We start from the raw sequence: 18,947 nt of genomic DNA on the forward strand, positions 1-18,947 counted from the left end.
CATGACTTGGAAATTATCCTTTATTAGTGTCAAAAAACGGTGGCAAGATTATGTCGTTTTATTAGCCGGTTTAGTGATTTCTGTTGCTATTTTTTATCTCTTTCAAACAATGGCGTTTAATTCAACTTTTCTTGCAGAGGTCATCCCAACACTCGCAGATATTGGAATCATTTTTCAATTAGGGACAGTTTTGCTTGCTATTATTACGGTTGTTTATATTTTTTATGCCAATTCCTTCTTACTTTCAATGCGCAAAAAAGAATATGGTATGTATTTAATGCTTGGCGCAAAGAAAACGAAAATCAAACAAATGATGGCTATCGAAACACTCGTGATTGGTTGTGTCTCGTTAGTGATCGGATTAGTCATTGGGATGGGCCTCGCGCAAGGAATGACGCAATCTTTAATGGCCCGTTTAGACGTGACTAGTGAACTTTACCAAGCCTTCTCACCGATGGCCATGGGCGTCACCATTCTATTTTTTAGCATCTTATTTCTATTCACGGCGCTTTTGAATGGCTTGAAATTTTCTCGCACGAAGTTATTACAACTCTTGAAAGAAGAAGACGTCGTTGAAACATTTCGTCCTTCTCCTCTTTTGACAGGTGGTTTAACCTTTTTTTCGCTCATTCTCTTAGGGGTTGGGTACGCCTCTTTATGGAATTTGATGACCCTTGGGGTGACAGGTCTAGTGATTGCCTTATTTACGATTACTTTTGGGACATTTTTATTCTTCAGCGCGTTATTTCCATTTGTCACCAATCGCTTAAAAAATCACCGTCGCTTCGCCAATAAAAAATTACGCATGTTTACCTTATCTCAATTAAGTTTTAAAGCCAGCGCCTTGAGTCGTGTTCTGGGAATGGTGGCGATGTTAGTTGCGCTTTCTTTAGGTGCGGTATCTGTCGGGAATGCTTTTAACAATTACAAAGAAGCGTTATTAAATCAAATGCCATATGATCTTGTTTTATACAATCCAGGAGAAGAAACGTTAAATCAAGTGGATTCGTTGTCAATCGAGAAAGAGTATACGTACCATATCAAACAGGAAGGTACAACCTCTTTCTTTTTAGCAGATGAATTAAAAGAAGCGCCGATTTTTGTGAAAGATGGCGGTAATTTTGGGAATAAAGTGGTCCCTTATACGAAAATAAAAGCAGGGGATAGGTATAGTTACGAAAGTGATGAAGAAGGCAATTATGACATCATGCAAGGATTTGGTTTATTAGCTGATCCATATACGCCATATCTTGGTGCGCCGGAATATCAAATCGTTGATCAAGCGACATTTGAACAATTGAGTGGTGAAGTTGGAACGATTCATACTTATCAGATGGCAAACTTTCAAGAGGCTATTCCAGTATTGAAAACAATCGATCAAATCGAAAGTGCGGGCCTAGAAGAGCCGGCGATGGTTACGAGTAAAATCGTGATGTACACGACGATTGATGGTTTAGTAGGTGGCTTTGTCTTTATGGGTGTTTTCTTAGGGATTGCCTTCTTAGCGATGTTAGCGAGCTGCTTAATGTTCAAAGTGCTATCGAGTGCGTATAAAGATATCCAACGTTACAATATGCTACACAAAATTGGCGTCTCAAATAGCCTGTTATCCCGTTCAATCGCACAAGAAATAGCCGTCGTCTTTTTTGTCCCAGGATTGCTTGGTACGTTACATGTCTTGTTTGGCTTAAAAATGTTTGAACTGCTGATTCCAAAGCCTTATCAACATATTGGCGTGCCATTTTTAGGCTTTCTAGTCATTTATTTCCTCTATTATGTTCTCACAGTGATGTTGTATAAAAACATTGTATTGCCGAAAAAATAAGGGAAAGGTTGTGCGCCAACATCCTAGAAGTAATCTATAAAGTTCGTAGTTTTAAGCTGTCGTAGCAATTCGACTGTTTGATATTCAGTATCGTACTGAATGTCAAACAGTCGAATTTTTTCAATCGTAACTTAAAAAGAATCGATTTCGATTTGTAAATAGCATTCCTCTGAATCTGTCGAAAAAACCTCCGAGATTGATGGTGATCAATCTCGGAGGTTTAACAATAGGGAAAAAATGATTTGATCCTATTTGACGATGTCTCACTCACTAACAAGGTAGTCAATCACAATCGCTTCTGTGACGACGAACCCTCATTAAATTAGTAAGCGCGAGCGATCCATAGTGTATGTTTGGCAGGTTCGCCTGTCACGATATCGGTTGCTTTTTCCATTGGGACTTCAAATGGAATATTACGAGTGGTGAAGCCTGTTTCTTCTTTGATTTTCGCTTCGGTTTCATCCGTACCATCCCAACCAACTAACACAAAACCAGTTGGGGTATTTTCTGCCTTACATTTTTCAATGTGAGCTTTTAATTCATCTAACGTATTAATGTGGAAATGTTCGTTTTCTTTGTTACGCGCTTTCGCATTTGCTAATAAGCGAGGAGTCATCGCCGTTAAGTTTGCTTGGATGTTTTCAATTAACGTCTCAAAGCTCACTTTTTCTTTCTCTGCTAAGTCACGAACTTTTAGCATCACGTGACCATTTTCTAAGTCGCGAGGGCCACATTCGATCCGAATACATGCGCCTTTTAGTTCCCACTCATTGAATTTATAACCAGGTGAGTTATCTGAATCATCAAGACGAACGCGGATACCGAGTGCTTTTAATTCAGCGTAAATGTCATCGAGTTTTTCCATGATGGCAGGATTTTTCTTCCAAGGACCTACCGGCATTAAGACAACTTGATGCGCCGCAATCGTTGGAGGTAAGATCAAGCCTTTTTCATCGCCATGTGTCATGATAACAGAACCGAGTAGGCGTGTTGACACCCCCCATGAAGTCGTATGCGCATGGACGTGTTTGTTTTCTTTATTTAAATAAGTGATATCAAAAGCTTCGGCAAATTTTGTTCCCATGTAGTGAGAAGTTCCAGCTTGAACGGCTTTCCCATCTTGCATCATGGCTTCAACAGAATAGGTATCTACCGCACCTGCAAAACGTTCAGAAGGTGTTTTTTGTCCTTTATAGACAGGAATCGCTAAGAATTCTTCACATAAACGAGCATACTCATCTAAAACAGAGAGCGTACGCGTACGAGCGTCTGCTTCATCTTGATGCGCTGTATGTCCTTCTTGCCATAAAAACTCAGATGTCCGTAAGAATGGCAATGTTTTTTTCTCCCAACGGAAAACGTTCGCCCATTGATTAATTTCATAAGGCAAGTCACGATAAGAATTAATCCAGTCTGAAAATGCCGAACCAATCATCGTTTCAGATGTTGGACGAAGTGCTAAAGGCTCTTCTAATTTTTCATCTCCAACCTCTGTTACCCATGGTAATTCTGGGGCAAACCCTTCAATATGATCGGCTTCCTTCATGAAAAAGTGTTTTGGAATTAACATTGGGAAGTAGGCGTTTCGAATCCCTTCGTTGCGTAAAAATTTGTTGAATTCTTCTTGAATGTGCTCCCATAATTCATAACCGTCAGGACGGAAAATAATTGAGCCACGAACCGGTGAATAAGACATTAACTCTGCTTTTTGGACGGTATCTAAATACCACTGTGTAAAATCATTTTTTTGTTCAACCATTACTAAAAATCCTCCTTTATAAAATAAAAAAAGTATCCCGTCCTAAAAAAGGACGAAATACTTGAATTTCGCGGTACCACCTTGATTGCTTTTTCTTTATCTGAAAAGGCCTCTTGCTTAAAGGATAAGGGCTTTCCCCCGATTACTTTCATAATCATTACCATTGGTAGGTTCGCAAAAAACAGGGGTTGTTTACCTCTCAGCCAAGGGTAAACTCTCTAAAAACATTTTTTTTGCTACTATTCCAAATCTTACTTCTATATACTAATCAGAATAGGCGAAAAAAGCAAGGTAAAGTTTTTTTCGATTGCAAGAATATCGTTCGAACATGATAATGTCTTAATGTAGTCGAAGCATAAAATGTCCCTTCGTGATAAAATCAAACCATGAAAAGGATAATACTAACAATGAATGAAGATAAAAAATATAACGTAATAAAAGCGGTCGCAGAAAAAAGAAAAGATAAGAAGAGAGCTTGTGTTGAACTAGATCTCTCGATCAGGCAAGTCAATCGATTAATTCGAAAATATCAAGAAGGAGGAAAGGCTGTTTTTTCACACGGCAATAGAGGAAAAAAACAGATACACGCCGTACCAGAGAATGTAAAAAAACAAATCATTGGGCTTTATCAACAGTTTAATATAAAACCGAATGTGAAGCACTTTACTGAAATATTAAAGGAGGATTATGCGATCTGTTACACCGATACAACGATTCGAAATATTTTATACCTAGCGAATATTATCTCACCTAAAACACAAAGAAAGACACGAAAAAAAATAAAAGCTCGAATCAAAGCGCAATCAATGAAAGCAAAGACAAAGCTTGATAATCCACTGCTTCCAAGAGCCGAAGATCAACTGGCTTCACCCGAAAAAATCCATCCTAGCCGCTCTAGGAAAAAATACCAAGGAGAGCTGATTCAAATGGATGCCAGTTCATACAATTGGTTCGGGAACGACGTCACCCATCTTCACTTAGCGATTGATGACGCTTCTGGGGATATTGTTGGTGGGTATTTCGACACGCAAGAAACGCTCAATGGCTATTATCATGTGCTCCATCAGATCCTCCGTAACCGAGGGATTCCTTTAGCTTTTTTAACCGATAAACGAACCGTTTTTGACTATCAATCCAAAACCAAGAAAGTCGTTGAGGAAGATACCTTCACGCAATTTGGTTTTGCCTGCCATCAACTCGGTATTGACATTCGTACCTCCTCTATTCCACAAGCGAAAGGCCGTGTAGAACGATTAAACGGCACGGTTCAATCACGACTTCCTGTAGATTTAGAATTAGCAGGGATCCAATCTATTGAGGAAGCCAATCATTTTTTAACAAAATGGATTCAATCATTTAATAGGAAGTTTGGTAATAAGACGAAGGAATCAATCTATGAGAAGGCACCTACGAAATCAGAGATGAATTTATTATTAGCACGAGTCGCAAATAGAAAAATCGATAGTGGACATCACATTCGGTATCAAAATAACTACTATTTACCGACGGAGGGTAGCGAAGATCAGTACTTTACACGCGGATCAAAAGCCCTCGTTATCGAAGCGTTTAACGGCGAAATCTATGTAAATATCGCTGAAAAAATATACACAACAAGGAGACTGAAAGAACATGACGCCTATTCAACAGAGTTTGACCCGATTCCAGAGCAAAAAAAAGAAAGACGCCAGTATATTCCCCCACAATCTCACCCGTGGAAACTAGAGTCTTTCAAAAGATATCTTCGCAGCATCGGAAAAACACTCGAAGAATACGAAGCTGAACGAGCAGCTTAACACTCATTTTACCAAATACGGTCACATTAATGCAAGTTTTTACGAAGGAAAAGCTTGCATTAATGTGAGCCTAAGGTTTAGGACATTTTACCTTTCGCTTGACAGGTAAAGTTTTTTTCGATTGCAAGAAAAGCTGGAACTTCGTATAATAGCAAACAGTGAGAAAAGAACTGGAGGAAAAATAGATGCGAAACGAAATGATGCATCGTCCTGTCGTGAAACCGGAACTCGTCGATTATTTACGGACAGAACAAAAACAATTACCCGGTGAACTGGGACAGATTCAAAAAGAAGCAAATGAAAAAGGGGTACCGATTATTCCCCATGAGACGGTTGTCTTTATGCAATTTTTACTCGGACAACTGCAACCAAAAAAGATTTTAGAAATTGGAACCGCAATCGGCTTTTCATCTAGCTTAATGGCGCAATATGCAGGTGAAGGCGCTCATGTGACAACGATTGATCGGTTTGATGTCATGATTCGCAATGCGAAAGCGACGTATGCGCGTCTAGGTAATGAGGAGCAAATCACGCTATTAGAAGGTCAAGCAGCGGATATTTTCCCTACATTGAGCGGATCGTATGATTTTATTTTTATGGATAGTGCCAAATCCAAATACATTGAATTTTTACCGGAGTGTCTACGTCTCTTACGCAAAGGCGGTGTCTTGATGGTTGATGATATTTTCCAAGCGGGAACGGTATTAGATCCAATCGAAACGATTCCGCGTAGTCAACGAACGATTCATCGTAAATTAAAAAAATTCTTACATGTGATCAATACCCATCCTGATTTAACGACGAGTCTAGTCCCATTAGGTGATGGCGTCGCATTAATTACAAAAGAAGCAGATGACGTGCAGATTGTTGCCGAAGATTAGCTTGTTTTTGCGGAGGCATTTCCTTCGCAAAGCATCTTTTGTGTAAAAGAAGTTAAAATAACGAGTTGAAATGCTATTGCTTTAGCGCTTAAATTGTGATAAACTCATTTTTGTTGGTAAATTAGCAATTGAACATTTCAGCTTATTTGTACCAGTAGCTCAGCCGGATAGAGCATTCGCCTTCTAAGCGAACGGTCGGGGGTTCGAATCCCTCCTGGTACATCTTTAAACCTTTAGAGACGTTGGTTTCTAAAGGTTTTTTTTGTGTTTTTTTAATATCTACTCCTGGTGAAAAGTAGGAGAAATGGTCGTTTTTTCATTGTCACAATCCTTATTGACTTGGCGAATTTTTAATTTTTTTCTTAAGAATAGGTTGTTTGATTTGTCATAAGGGATAATAAAAGTCTATAATGGATTTTGCAAATCGCTGATAAATAGTAAAAAAGAAAAAGCGAATAAAGATGACTGAAAGGAATGAATTTTAATGAAACTAACCAACGCGACTGAACAAGCACTTGCGATTATGGCGATGCTCGCCGTTCAACATCAAAGCATCCCAGTCTCTTCCGAAACGATTTATACAAAACTTGCGGTTTCGCCAAGTTATGTCAAAAAATTATTACGGAAGTTAGTCGTGGCTCGTTTAATTGGTGGGGTCTCGGGAAATAATGGCGGCTTCTATTTGGAAAAAGCCCCGTCAGATATATCTCTGTTAGAAATTGTCGAAGCAATCGAAGGGCCGTTCCTCTCTTTTCCTGATCAAGGAGTATTGCAACGAGCATTTACCGGCTTTGATGACTATGCGCAAAACGGTCATCACATCATCTCCTCTTATTTTTCAGAAGCCGATCGCCTTTGGGAGGCACGACTGCGTCAAGTCTCGGTGAACGAAATATTGGAGAAAGTGTTTGAAAATGAATTTCCCCTTCCAACTAAAAATTGGAATGAACTCTAGGTTGAAAGAAGAAGATAAAAATGACTCAATGGATGAAAAAAACACTAAAACTATTTTGTTTAGATTGGCAACGAATTTTTCGTTCTAAACTGACTTTTATATTAATGATTGCGTTGATGGTCATCCCATCACTCTACGCATGGTTTAATATTGCCGCGCTATGGGATCCTTACGCCAATACGAAAGATATTACGATTGCGGTCTATTCCGACGACCAAACAGTGAGCGTATTGAATAAAAAAGTAAATATTGGCGATCAAATTGTCGAGAATCTGAAAGAGAATGAAACGATCGGATGGCAATTTGTTGATTCGAAGGCAGAACTCGATCAAGGAGTGAAGAGCGGAAAGTTTTATGGCGGGATTTATTTACCGAAAGATTTTTCTGCGAACTTGGTTAGTTTTGTGGATGGAGAGATTCAAAAACCCGAGATCAACTATAGTGTCAATCAAAAAATCAACGCGATTGCACCGAAAATCACCGATAAAGGTGCCAATACGATTAAAGATACGATTAGTCAAGAATTTATTGGCACGGTCAGTGAGACGTTACTCACGGTTTTTAATGAGGTTGGTTTTAGTTTGGATGACAACCTCATCAGCATTCATAAAATTACGGGTAAACTCCTTGATTTGGATGATCGTTTAGGAGAAATCGATGGGTATACGCAAGAAGTGGTTGCGCTGAATGAAAAACTACCCGAATTTCAAGAAAAGTTGAACAAAGCCAATGAAATGTTGGCCTTTATCCCTGAAGTCAATCAAATCGGTGAAAAAGTGCTTGAAGTGAACAAACTGATGCCGAAAGTAAAAGAATCGGGTCAGCTCATTTTGACGCTCGAAGAAAAAATTCCCGAAATTGAAAATGCAGGGAAGCAAATTCAAATGATTGACGATGATTTTGATACCATTGCGCAGACACTGGATGACACATTACAAGAGGCAGCGAATGGATTGGTGCTGATTGAACAGGCACAAATGATTTTACCTGATGTGCAAAAATTAGCGGTGACAGCAAATCAGATGATTCCAGAAATAGCTGCGAGTATTGGAGAGATCCAAACGGCCTTGCCGCAAATTGCGAATGGGATCGGAACGGGGATTCAAATTGTGGCAACAATCGCCCAAGATATTCAACAAACAACGCAACGTTTAGCGGAGTTATTAGGCGATAACGAGTTGACTGACACGCAAAAGAGTGAAATCAAGACAACCTTGGCACATTTAAATGATCAATTGAACGCCTTATCGGAGATGCTCACTTCAACAATTGGGATGTTGCAGCAGCTTCAAGCGATGACGGAAAACACCTCTTTAGATTCACTAATTCAGCTATTAGCGACCGCTCAAAGTGAGATTCCAACACTGCAACAGACCATTGCTTTTGTGAGTGCGAATGTCGATCAATGGTCTTTAGCACAATTAAAACAACAATTGACGATTATTAGTCAAGAATCAGGGGACTTAGCGAACTTGTTAGCACCTATTACGCCAACTTTAATTAATGAAAAAGTCGCGCCGATGCTTGAGCAACTTCAAGAAATATTAGAGACAGCCAAAAAAGTTACGGGAAAAGTTGTGGATGAGGCCTTTATACAACAACTGGATACGTTACTGACGGATACAACAAAAACGGTCACCCAAGCGATGACTTTTCTAGAGAAGTATCAAGCGCAACTTCCGGCAGTGAAAGAAGAAATTCACCAAGCAAATGAGCTCTTAAATGGGAATATGACAACGATTATTGCGGCAATTCATACAGCTGCCGATTTATATGAAAATGAATTGCCAAAAATAGAAGCGAAATTAACAAAGGCGGCGACTTTTATTCAAAATGATCTTCCTAGTGTTGAAGCAGATCTGGTGTCAACCGTTGAAATGATGAATGAAAAAATGCCACAAGTGACGGAAGCGTTAGCGCAAGCCACTACAATGATTGAAGAAGATTGGCCGAATATTCGAACCGGGATTCATAAAGTAGCCGATCTGGTTCGTCAAGGACAAGAAGATGTCAATTTAAATGAATTAATCAAACTGCTTAAATCCGATGCGCAAATGGAAAGTGATTTTCTATCAAATCCGATTACCATTGATCAAAAGGATGTTTATCCTGTCCCAAATAACGGTTCCGCAAGTGCACCGTTTTACACCGCACTTTGCTTATGGGTAGGAGCCGTCTTGTTTTCAAGTATTGCGGCGACGGAATTTGAATTAACAAAGGAAGAGCAAAAGTACTATACAAAGCGTCAGCAGTTTGTCGCACGGATGGGCACGTTCTTAGTTGTGGCGCTCTTTCAAGCGCTGATTGTGAGTGTGGGCAACCATTGGTTACTCGGTACGTACAACGTCAATCCTTTTTATAGTGTTTTATTTGCTTTACTAATCGGTCTCGCTTTTATGATGATGGTTTACGTCCTCGTTGCGCTCTTTGGCAATTTAGGAAAAGGAGCGGCGATTATTATTTTAGTCTTATCGATTTCAGGCGGTGGTGGGAACTATCCAGTAGAAATGTCTGGTAAATTCTTCCAATTCATCCACCCATTTCTACCATTTACGTATGCTGTTAATTTATTACGTGAAAGCGTGGGTGGTATTTATTGGCCGAATACGTGGCAGCCGATTCTTATTCTTATAAGCATCACCTTTATTTTTGGCATACTCGGAACTTGGCTCTATCCAAAAGTTCGACCATTCTTTAAAAAACTAAATGAACAGTTACATGAAGGTAAAATTTTACATTAAGCTCCCACCCGTCATCTTAATAAACGGTGTTATGATAGTTGTCATAGCACCGTTTATTTTAGCTTTGCGAAAGTTGACGTAAAGCTAAAAAAGCTAGACACGTCAGTCTTTCATTGCTACACTAGAAGAAATGAATAGCGGAAGGGGCGTTTTGCATGGCTTTATTTTTTGATCCTTTTTCAGGGTTTGATTTTTTTTCGTTCGTTGTGCCCATTTTTTTCGGAATCACCCTGCTGATTATATTTGGCATGCTCGGTTATCGTTTAGTGGAGGGGGTGAAGAACTCTCAAGCATCAGAAGAAACCGTTCAAGCAACGTTAATCGATAAAGTCACCTCTACGAATCATTCGACGGACTCAAATGGGATGAATTCTTCGTGGACCAATTATACGTTGACGTTTGAACTTGCGACAAAAGAGCGAAAAACATTTGAGGTGAAACGAAAAGATTATTTGAAGTATGTCGTCGGAGATCGTGGTCAACTTTCATTTCAACGAAAAAGATTTAACGATTTTAAGATATAAATGCATTTCTCATACAGAGCCTGCTTGCTCTGAGAGAGATGCTTTTTTGTTGTGCTGTTTTTGCTCGATTCTTTTCGGAAAAAATGATCGTTGTGGGATGCAAAGATGCAAAACGGAGTGTCTTATGCAAAAACGCGTAGCTTCCCTCATCTTTTTTTAATTTTTTTTTCATCTTTCGCTGTCGACTAATCAAAATAAAGTCATTTCTACTATAAAATAAAATGAACCCCATTTGTATTTATGTCGAATTTACTATAATTCTAAAAAGAGTTAGTTATCAATCTTTGTGAATTATAGTAAAAATTAATGTAATTCACGAGGTAAAAAGAGTGTTTTTTACTTTAATTATCAATCTTTCTAGCTTATATTAGAATTGAAAATTTATTCTCAAATAGCGATTGACCCCTCAAAAACACTATGCTAAATTTGAACACGTTGCGTACAGAAGTGTATCTTAAAATAACATGTACGAAGAGCGCTTTTTAAAACAAGGGGGAATTATCGTGGAAATTCATTTAGTCGGATTAGGAAAAATGGGGTTAAACATTGCCATCAATTTACTGGAAAAAGGACACTCGGTCAAAGCATTTGACCAAAATACAGCGGTTGCCAAAACGTTAGAGGAAAAAGGTGGTCTCTTTTTTCCATCGTTAGAAACATTACTGGCAAGAACAAAATCAAATGACACGGAAGCCAAAATTGTCTGGTTAATGTTACCTGCTGGAGAAATCACGAAAATGGTCATGAATGATTGCTTAAGATTATTAAAGGCGGGCGATATCCTCATTGATGGGGGGAACTCTAAATATAGCGAAAGTAAAAAACATAACGAAGCATTTACAGCCAAAGGGATTACCTTTTTTGATGTCGGCACCTCTGGCGGTGTTTCAGGTGCTCGACACGGTGCTTGTATGATGATTGGTGGCAATCGTGAAGTCTTCCAATTGATTGAACCGATTTTTGCGAGCTTATGTGTGGACAATGGCTATGTTTTTTGTGGCGAAGCCGGTAGTGGCCATTACTTAAAAATGATCCACAACGGCATTGAATATGGTATGATGCAAGCAATAGGTGAAGGTTTTAATATTTTACACCATTCAGAATATGACTATGACTTAGAAGCGGTAGCGAAAGTCTTCAATCATGGATCGGTTATCCGGAGCTGGTTAATGGAGTTGACGCAAAACTTACTCTCACAAGATGCAGATTTAAGCGAAATTGAAGGCGTTATTGCTTCTTCTGGTGAAGGCAAATGGACAGTCGAAGAAGTCTTACGCTTAGAGTTATCCGCACCAGTGATTACGCAGTCGTTATTAACACGCTATGCGAGTAAAGATGAAGAAAAATACGGAGAAAAAGTGATTGCATCGCTCAGAAATCAATTTGGCGGGCATGCAATGACGAAAAAAGGAGAGTAATTCATGCAAACGATTCTGGGGATTGACATTGGTACCACCGCCATCAAATTCACCTTATTTTCATCAGAAGATTATGTCATATTAGATGCGATTAAATATCCTGTCCCTATGAATGAATCGGATACAATCCAAAGTACACAAGTTCCCCAGGTCGTCTTGCAACTCGTTTTAAAAGGGATAAAAGCCCTCAGTGAACGCTATGGGATTGATTCGCTCGTCTTGAGTAGTGCGATGCATAGTTTAATACCCGTCGTCAATGGGCAGGCAGAGCAGATGTATTTGTGGTCTGATAAACGAGCATCATCGATTATCGCGCAATTTAAAGAGAATCAGCCTGAATTGGCTAAACGATTTTATCGCCATACAGGCACTCCAATCCATGCGATGTCACCCTTTGCCAAACTGCTTTATTTTAAAGAAGAGCAGCCTGCTTTTTTTGCCAGCGTAGACCAATGGCTCGACATTAAAGCGTATGTCATGCAAGGTCTGACCGGTCAAACTGTAGTCGATTACTCGGTCGCATCGGCAACGGGCTTGTTCAATACGCTTTTGTTTGAGTGGGATCATGAAATATTGACGTATGTATCTGTTAATCAGAGTCAACTCCCCCAAGTAGTCGATACGAATCAAGCATTTTTCATCACACCAACAATGATTGAACGATTAGGGTTGCCTTTTGGTACTCAAGTTTATATTGGTGCGAGCGATGGTACATTAGCGAGTTATGCAAGCTTGATTGGAACGGGACGAAAAATTAGTTTGACCGTTGGTACGAGTGGGGCAGTTCGTTATTTGTCTTCAGAACGGAAAATTTCTGATAGACAAATAACGTTTTGTTACTATCTCGCAAAAAATCAGTGGGTGATTGGCGGAGCCACAAATAACGGAGGACGAACACTCGAATGGGTCAATGAGTTATTTTATGATCAGCCATTTAAGATTTTTACTGAGATACCAAAAGCACTCCTAAGTAGTCCGATTGGCGCCAATGGTCTTGTGTTTTTACCTTATATTAACGGTGAACGAGCTCCTTTATGGCAAGAAGATGTTCAAGGGGTGTTTGCGGGGATGACACTCGCTCATCAACGACACGATTTTATTCGAGCCATTTGCGAAGGAATCTTATTTAATTTAAAGGTGATTCACAGTGATTTGCGACTTCATGAAAAGGAAGGGATTGCCTTATCCGGTGGCTTCTTTGCGATTCCAAGTCTGGCGCAAGAAACAGCTGCGATTTTTGGCACTGAATGTCTTCAAAGTGACTATACAGAACCGGCTTTTGGTGCGGTGGCACTGGTTGGCCCATCGGTTGTTGCTGTGAAGCAAAGTGAACTAACCGTCATTGCGCCAGAACCAATCAAAGCAGATGCTTATCAAACGAGTTTTGAGCGTTTTAAAGAAGTCTTAGCAAAAGAACGAAATGAATTCAAAAAAGCCAAGTAAGATGGTAGGTGACTTGGCTTTTTTTTAGCTAGTGTTATCGTAAAGTACTGAAATAGCGTTAAATGCTTTTCAATTTTTTTCTAGATGGAAATGATTAAAAGAGTGGTTAAATCAACGATGCAAGTGTTACTTGCGAACCAAAATGGTGTTGGCAAGAGAGTCTGGCTTGTGTGTCTTGAAGGAGCACTCTACACTAGGATTTGTCAGGAGGAGAGGACAGATGGATTTCAGTGAACAACTAAAAACGATTCGTAAAGAACGGGGATTAACCCAAGAGCAACTCGCTAACGAACTAATGGTTTCGCGACAAGCAATTTCGAATTGGGAAAACAACAAAAACTTACCCGATTTAGAAATGGTTGTCCGGATTTCCAAACTATTTCATATTTCTCTGGACGAATTGATTCTAGGAGGAAACGAAATGACACACATGGCAGAAAAATTAATTCATGATGGAAAAGAAACACGGCGGGCGAAATTGAATCTTATTTCAATTAGTATTGGTGCCGTATTATTATTGATGGGGATTGGCTGTTTGGTCATAAAAAGTCTTTCAGTCGAATACATCGATGCACAAGGCGTGTTACACGAAAACTTTTTCTTACTACCAATTGGGTTTTTATTTATCTTTAGTAGCTTGATGACATTTATCGGAGTTGGTTTTAATAATTTACGCGTAAAATATCAAATGTAGTAATCAATGAACGGACCGGTAGCCAATGTGGTTATCGGTCTTTTTATCTTTTGAATCGGTATTAATTATTAAAAAATGATGATATATATTGAATATTCAGAAAATTTAAACAAAAGGGTTGACTTCTTTTGTATAATTGGGTATCTTCTTACTTAAGAAAACTTTGGTTAGGTGATGAAAATGAAAAAAGAAAAGGTTAGCGTTCACGTACAAGTCGAAAATTCATTTTTATTATTATTTTAGGGAACTCTTTTTTCTGGTTAAAAAAAGAGTTCTGTTCGCATTGCATAAAGAAAAATCTTTATGGAATGCTTTTTTTATACTTAAAATAAAAGGAGACGATACGGATGCGCACAATTCAATTTTTTGACACTTCCTTAAGAGATGGCGAACAAACGCCAGGTGTCAATTTTAATACAAGAGAAAAAGTTCAGATTGCTCTGCAACTTGAAAAATGGGGTGTCGATGCGATTGAAGCGGGATTCCCGATTGCTTCTCCCGGCGATTTTGAAGCCGTTAAAAGCATCGCAACAGTCTTGACAAAAGCAACAGTCGTAGGACTGGCACGCTGTCAACGACAAGATATCGATCGGGCTTATGAAGCCCTAAAAGAGGCGGTTCACCCTCAAATTCATGTTTTTTTAGCGACAAGCCCTATTCATATGAAAGATAAATTAAAAATGACGCCAGAAGAAGTCTTAGCGTCGATTAAAGAACACGTCACTTATGCCGCGACGCTCTTTGAAAAAGTTCAGTTTTCACCAGAAGATGCGACGAGAACCGAACGTGCTTTTTTACTAGAAGCGGTTCAAACGGCGATTGATGCAGGAGCGACAATTATTAATGTCCCAGATACGGTGGGTTACTCGAATCCCACGCAGTACGGTGAATTATTTGCCTATTTAATTAGTCATATCAAAAGTGAAAAAGAAATCATCTTTTCTTCTCATTGCCACGACGATTTAGGCATGGCTACGGCTAATGCGCTTGCAGCGATTGAAAATGGTGCCAATCGTGTGGAAGGTTCAGTCAACGGGATCGGTGAGCGAGCAGGAAATACTGCACTCGAAGAAGTCGCGGTGGCTTTACACATTCGCAAAGATTTTTACGAGGCGAACTCAGCGATTCAATTACAAGAAACGAAGCGCACCAGTGATTTAGTGGCTCGTTTATCCGGGATTAACGTTCCAAAAAATAAAGCAGTGATTGGTGGTAACGCCTATGCCCACGAATCAGGCATTCACCAAGATGGCGTGTTAAAAAATCCTGAAACTTATGAAATTATTACGCCGCAATTAGTTGGTGTGCAGACCAACTCGTTGCCACTTGGAAAATTATCTGGTCGACATGCGTTTGCGACAAAAATGGAAGCACTCGGGTATCAATTAGAAGGGGAGCATTTAGCGCAATTATTTAAATCCTTTAAGCAATTAGCGGATAAAAAGAAACAAGTGAGTGATGAAGATTTGATGGCGTTAGTAGTCGATGATATTCGTCAAGAAAAGGTAAACTGTCACTTAGAAGCACTCCAACTACAATATGTTTCAAATGGCTTGCAAGGAGCGATTGTTTCGCTCAAAACAAAAGCAGGCGAAATTTTAACGTCATCGGCGATTGGATCGGGCAGTATTCAGGCAATCTATAATGCAATCGATCAGATTTTTCAACATAAACCGCAACTGGTTCGTTATGAAATTAACGCATTAACGAGTGGTGAAGATGCCCAAGCCGAAGTCTATGTGACATTAGAAGATAAAAATAAACAAAAACAGACGAATGGCGTAGGGGTTGACTTTGATGTCCTACAAGCTTCCGCCAAAGCCTATATAACGGCAAGTAGTCAATTGAAAGAAGCGGAGGAAAGATAATGGAAAAGAAGATTGTTGTATTAGCCGGAGATGGTATTGGACCAGAAATTATGGCGAGTGCTTTAGAAGTGTTAGAAGTCATCACCCAAAAGAGCGAGGTCACTTTTACCTTTGAAGCGCATGACTTTGGTGGCGCCGCGATTGATTCCTGTGGCGAACCTTTTCCAAAAGCAACGCTTGAAGCTTGTGAATCAGCAGATGCGATTTTATTAGGCGCTATTGGCGGACCGAAGTGGGAAAACGTTGAGAACACACCTGAGAAAGGATTACTCGCTCTACGCAAAGCCTTGAAATTATTTGCCAATATTCGACCGATTACCGTACCAGATGTTTTGTTGGATCGCTCGCCGATTAAAGAAGAAATTATTAAAGGGACAGACTTTGTCATTGTCCGGGAACTCACAAGTGGCATGTACTTCGGGGAACCACGTTTTCTAGGAGACACAGAAGCGTATGACACGAATTATTATCATGAAGACGAAATTCGGCAAATTATGCGCCAAGCATTCAAAATTGCTCAAGGCAGAAAAAAACAAGTCTTATCAGTGGATAAAGCCAACGTTTTAGCAACGAGTAAATTATGGCGTCGCGTAGCAGAAGAAGTAGCCCTCGAATTTCCAGATTGTACGCTTAGTCATCAATATGTCGATTCAGCCGCGATGAAAATCATTCAAAACCCGCGTGCATTTGATGTCATTGTGACAGAAAACTTATTTGGTGACATCTTAAGTGATGAGGCGTCCGTGTTACCGGGCACATTAGGGGTCTTACCAAGTGCTAGTTACGGCGAAACGGGCATTGCGCTATACGAACCGATTCATGGCTCAGCACCTGATATTGCGGGTCAAAATATTGCCAATCCAGTTTCAATGATGTTATCGGCGAGTTTAATGCTCCGTCAATCTTTTGGGTTAGAAACAATGGCTGATCAAATCGAAGAGGCTTGTTTTGCGACCATGGAAGCGGGTTTGTTAACGAGTGATTTAGGTGGAACAGCAAGTACAAGTGCGTTTACGCAAGCAGTGATTCAACGAATACAAGGAGAGGAGAAATAACAATGGCAAAAACACTATTTGATAAAGTTTGGGAACGACATGTTGTCGATGGCGCAGCAGGTGAAGCGCAATTAATTTATATTGATTTACAAATGATTCATGAAGTAACTTCTCCTCAAGCCTTTGAAGGATTACGAATGGCAGGTCGTTCAGTTCGTCGACCAGATAAAACGTTTGGAACGATGGATCATAATGTGCCAACAAAAGATATTTTTACGATTACGGATTTAGTGTCGAAAAAACAAATGGATACTTTACGCACAAACTGTGAGGAATTTAAAATTACGTTGTGTGACAATGGCTCACAGCGCCAAGGAATTGTTCATATGGTCGGACCAGAAGTCGGCTTAACGCAACCAGGTAAAACGATTGTGTGTGGCGACTCTCATACAGCAACGCATGGTGCATTTGGTGCGATTGCCTTTGGGATTGGGACAAGCGAGGTTGAGCACGTGCTGGCGACGCAAACGCTTTGGCAAAAAAAACCAAAACGCATGGGCGTTAAAATTACTGGGGAATTACAACCAGGCGTTTATGCAAAAGATATTATCTTAGCTTTGATTGCGACATATGGGGTGGACTTTGGGGTCGGGTATGCAGTGGAATTTTATGGTGATACCGTGCAAAATCTGACCATGGAAGAACGAATGACTATTTGTAATATGTCGATTGAAGGAGGCGCTAAAATTGGCATGATGGCGCCAGACGCCAAAACCTTTGAATATGTGAAAGGCAGAGAGTATGCACCTGTTGATTTTGAGGCAGCTGTAGCCGATTGGCAAACACTCTACACAGATGATGAGTCTGCATTTGACAAAGTATTGACTCTTGAAGCCGATCAATTAGCGCCGTATATTACGTGGGGAACCAATCCTGAGATGGGCGTATCGATTGAAATGCCGTTTCCAGCGATTAAAGATCATAACGATCAACAAGCCTATGACTATATGGATTTACAGCCTGGTCAAGTCGCGTCGGATATTCCGATTGAGTATGTGTTTATCGGATCGTGTACGAATGGCCGTCTTTCCGATTTGGAAGAAGCTGCTCGTTTTATTAAAGGAAAAACCGTCAAAGAAGGCGTGACTGCGATTGTCGTTCCTGGTTCACGACCGGTTCGCCAAGCCGCTGAGAAAATTGGCTTAGATCAGATTTTCTTAGATGCAGGCTTTGAGTGGCGGGAACCCGGTTGTTCGATGTGTCTAGGAATGAATCCTGATAAAGTACCTGAGGGGATTCACTGTGCCTCAACGTCCAATCGAAATTTTGTCGGTCGTCAAGGTAAAAATTCGCGGACCCATCTTTGTTCTCCTGCCATGGCGGCATTAGCTGCGATTCACGGGCAGTTTGTGGATGTTCGTCAAGTCATGAAAGAGGTGATATAGATGGAGGCTTTTACACAATACCAAGGAAAAACCGTACCATTTATGAATGATAATTTAGATACGGATCAAATTATTCCAAAAACTTATTTAAAAAGGATTGAGAAAACAGGCTTTGGTGAGTTTTTATTTGATGATTGGCGCTACTTAAGAGATCGGCGTTTAAATCCTGAATTTGTGTTGAATTTCCCTGAATACCAAGAAGCAACAATCTTAATTAGTGGGGAAAACTTTGGTTCGGGTTCTTCGCGCGAACATGCGGCATGGGCGTTGATGGATTATGGTTTTAAAGCAGTCATTGCTGAAAGTTATAGTGATATCTTCTATATGAATGCCGTGAAAAATGGCTTACTCCCGATTGAATTATCCAAAGCACAAGTCGCTGAATTAGCAAAACTATCACCAGCAGCACTCATTGAAATTGATTTGGTGAATCAACTCGTCAAAACACACGATCACGCGTATTCTTTTGAAATTGACAGCAGTTGGAAACACCGTCTCGTGAATGGGTTAGATGAAATTGGTGAAACCTTAATGGAAGCTGATAAAATCACCGCATATGAAGCAACGATTCCAAGTTATTGGCAAACAAACTAAAAAAATGCCTTT

14 protein-coding genes, 1 tRNA gene and 1 other annotated feature are annotated in these 18,947 nt (G+C 39.9%); of the genes, 14 read left to right on the plus strand and 1 reads right to left on the minus strand.

Translation table 11 applies throughout. The annotated features are described in order from the left end of the window. The first annotated feature begins 1 nt into the window (after nt 1). The gene (locus tag IGI68_RS07905) at nt 2-1,825 is read left to right on the plus strand and encodes an FtsX-like permease family protein (RefSeq protein WP_438732094.1); all 1,824 of its coding nucleotides are present in this window, start codon (nt 2-4) and stop codon (nt 1,823-1,825) included. A 322-nt stretch (nt 1,826-2,147) separates the two neighbouring features. On the opposite strand, the gene proS is transcribed toward IGI68_RS07905, so the two are convergent. After that, nucleotides 2,148-3,584: a proline--tRNA ligase gene (gene proS, locus IGI68_RS07910; protein ID WP_071875010.1), complete on the minus strand. Its 1,437-nt coding sequence runs from the start codon at nt 3,582-3,584 to the stop codon at nt 2,148-2,150. Nucleotides 3,585-3,629: 45 nt separating this feature from the next. Beyond that, nucleotides 3,630-3,840: a binding site (T-box leader), on the minus strand. A 151-nt stretch (nt 3,841-3,991) separates the two neighbouring features. On the opposite strand from proS, the gene IGI68_RS07915 reads away from it, so the two are divergent. The 13 genes from IGI68_RS07915 (at nt 3,992) to leuD (ending at nt 18,935) form a co-directional block, all read left to right on the plus strand. Continuing rightward, a complete protein-coding gene (locus tag IGI68_RS07915) occupies nt 3,992-5,377 on the plus strand; it encodes an ISNCY family transposase (RefSeq protein ID WP_438730860.1) in 1,386 nt (461 codons plus the stop codon). Between the two features lie 185 nt (nt 5,378-5,562). Continuing rightward, complete coding sequence (locus tag IGI68_RS07920; RefSeq protein ID WP_071875009.1) at nt 5,563-6,258, plus strand: O-methyltransferase; 696 nt, start codon at nt 5,563-5,565, stop codon at nt 6,256-6,258. Nucleotides 6,259-6,406: 148 nt separating this feature from the next. Next, nucleotides 6,407-6,480 (plus strand) — tRNA-Arg (locus IGI68_RS07925). Nucleotides 6,481-6,742: 262 nt separating this feature from the next. Continuing rightward, entirely contained in the window at nt 6,743-7,213 is a 471-nt protein-coding gene (locus tag IGI68_RS07930) for an Rrf2 family transcriptional regulator (RefSeq protein ID WP_273229575.1), read from the plus strand. 20 nt (nt 7,214-7,233) lie between these two features. Further along, nucleotides 7,234-9,954 (plus strand): YhgE/Pip family protein, encoded by a 2,721-nt coding sequence (locus IGI68_RS07935; RefSeq protein WP_438732097.1) that lies wholly within the window; start codon nt 7,234-7,236, stop codon nt 9,952-9,954. A gap of 155 nt (nt 9,955-10,109) precedes the next feature. Then, nucleotides 10,110-10,478: a DUF2500 domain-containing protein gene (locus tag IGI68_RS07940; RefSeq protein ID WP_438732098.1), complete on the plus strand. Its 369-nt coding sequence runs from the start codon at nt 10,110-10,112 to the stop codon at nt 10,476-10,478. 503 nt (nt 10,479-10,981) lie between these two features. Continuing rightward, entirely contained in the window at nt 10,982-11,896 is a 915-nt protein-coding gene (gnd, locus tag IGI68_RS07945; protein WP_438732100.1) for a phosphogluconate dehydrogenase (NAD(+)-dependent, decarboxylating), read from the plus strand. A gap of 3 nt (nt 11,897-11,899) precedes the next feature. After that, nucleotides 11,900-13,339: a gluconokinase gene (locus IGI68_RS07950; protein WP_438732102.1), complete on the plus strand. Its 1,440-nt coding sequence runs from the start codon at nt 11,900-11,902 to the stop codon at nt 13,337-13,339. 220 nt (nt 13,340-13,559) lie between these two features. Then, nucleotides 13,560-14,033, plus strand: coding sequence for a DUF3955 domain-containing protein (locus IGI68_RS07955; RefSeq protein ID WP_438732104.1), 474 nt, complete (start codon nt 13,560-13,562; stop codon nt 14,031-14,033). A 347-nt stretch (nt 14,034-14,380) separates the two neighbouring features. Continuing rightward, nucleotides 14,381-15,901, plus strand: coding sequence for a 2-isopropylmalate synthase (locus IGI68_RS07960; protein WP_438732106.1), 1,521 nt, complete (start codon nt 14,381-14,383; stop codon nt 15,899-15,901). Then, nucleotides 15,901-16,956, plus strand: a complete 1,056-nt coding sequence (gene leuB, locus IGI68_RS07965; protein ID WP_438732108.1) for a 3-isopropylmalate dehydrogenase — start codon at nt 15,901-15,903, stop codon at nt 16,954-16,956. The genes IGI68_RS07960 and leuB overlap by 1 nt, the downstream gene beginning before the upstream one ends. Nucleotides 16,957-16,958: 2 nt before the next feature. Then, the gene (gene leuC, locus IGI68_RS07970; protein WP_438732110.1) at nt 16,959-18,341 is read left to right on the plus strand and encodes a 3-isopropylmalate dehydratase large subunit; all 1,383 of its coding nucleotides are present in this window, start codon (nt 16,959-16,961) and stop codon (nt 18,339-18,341) included. Further along, nucleotides 18,342-18,935: a 3-isopropylmalate dehydratase small subunit gene (leuD, locus tag IGI68_RS07975; RefSeq protein ID WP_438732112.1), complete on the plus strand. Its 594-nt coding sequence runs from the start codon at nt 18,342-18,344 to the stop codon at nt 18,933-18,935. The last annotated feature ends 12 nt before the right edge of the window (nt 18,936-18,947 follow it).

Source organism: Enterococcus sp. DIV1314a, from assembly GCF_051713805.1.
GTDB lineage: Bacteria > Bacillota > Bacilli > Lactobacillales > Enterococcaceae > Enterococcus_I > Enterococcus_I aquimarinus.

Bases quoted from the DNA above. Each gene is read 5' to 3' on its own strand.
- IGI68_RS07905 (WP_438732094.1), top strand. From the start codon at position 2: ATGACTTGGAAATTATCCTTTATTAGTGTCAAAAAACGGTGGCAAGAT.
- proS (WP_071875010.1), bottom strand. From the start codon at position 3,584: ATGGTTGAACAAAAAAATGATTTTACACAGTGGTATTTAGATACCGTC.
- IGI68_RS07915 (WP_438730860.1), top strand. From the start codon at position 3,992: ATGAATGAAGATAAAAAATATAACGTAATAAAAGCGGTCGCAGAAAAA.
- IGI68_RS07920 (WP_071875009.1), top strand. From the start codon at position 5,563: ATGCGAAACGAAATGATGCATCGTCCTGTCGTGAAACCGGAACTCGTC.
- IGI68_RS07930 (WP_273229575.1), top strand. From the start codon at position 6,743: ATGAAACTAACCAACGCGACTGAACAAGCACTTGCGATTATGGCGATG.
- IGI68_RS07935 (WP_438732097.1), top strand. From the start codon at position 7,234: ATGACTCAATGGATGAAAAAAACACTAAAACTATTTTGTTTAGATTGG.
- IGI68_RS07940 (WP_438732098.1), top strand. From the start codon at position 10,110: ATGGCTTTATTTTTTGATCCTTTTTCAGGGTTTGATTTTTTTTCGTTC.
- IGI68_RS07950 (WP_438732102.1), top strand. From the start codon at position 11,900: ATGCAAACGATTCTGGGGATTGACATTGGTACCACCGCCATCAAATTC.
- IGI68_RS07955 (WP_438732104.1), top strand. From the start codon at position 13,560: ATGGATTTCAGTGAACAACTAAAAACGATTCGTAAAGAACGGGGATTA.
- IGI68_RS07960 (WP_438732106.1), top strand. From the start codon at position 14,381: ATGCGCACAATTCAATTTTTTGACACTTCCTTAAGAGATGGCGAACAA.
- leuB (WP_438732108.1), top strand. From the start codon at position 15,901: ATGGAAAAGAAGATTGTTGTATTAGCCGGAGATGGTATTGGACCAGAA.
- leuC (WP_438732110.1), top strand. From the start codon at position 16,959: ATGGCAAAAACACTATTTGATAAAGTTTGGGAACGACATGTTGTCGAT.
- leuD (WP_438732112.1), top strand. From the start codon at position 18,342: ATGGAGGCTTTTACACAATACCAAGGAAAAACCGTACCATTTATGAAT.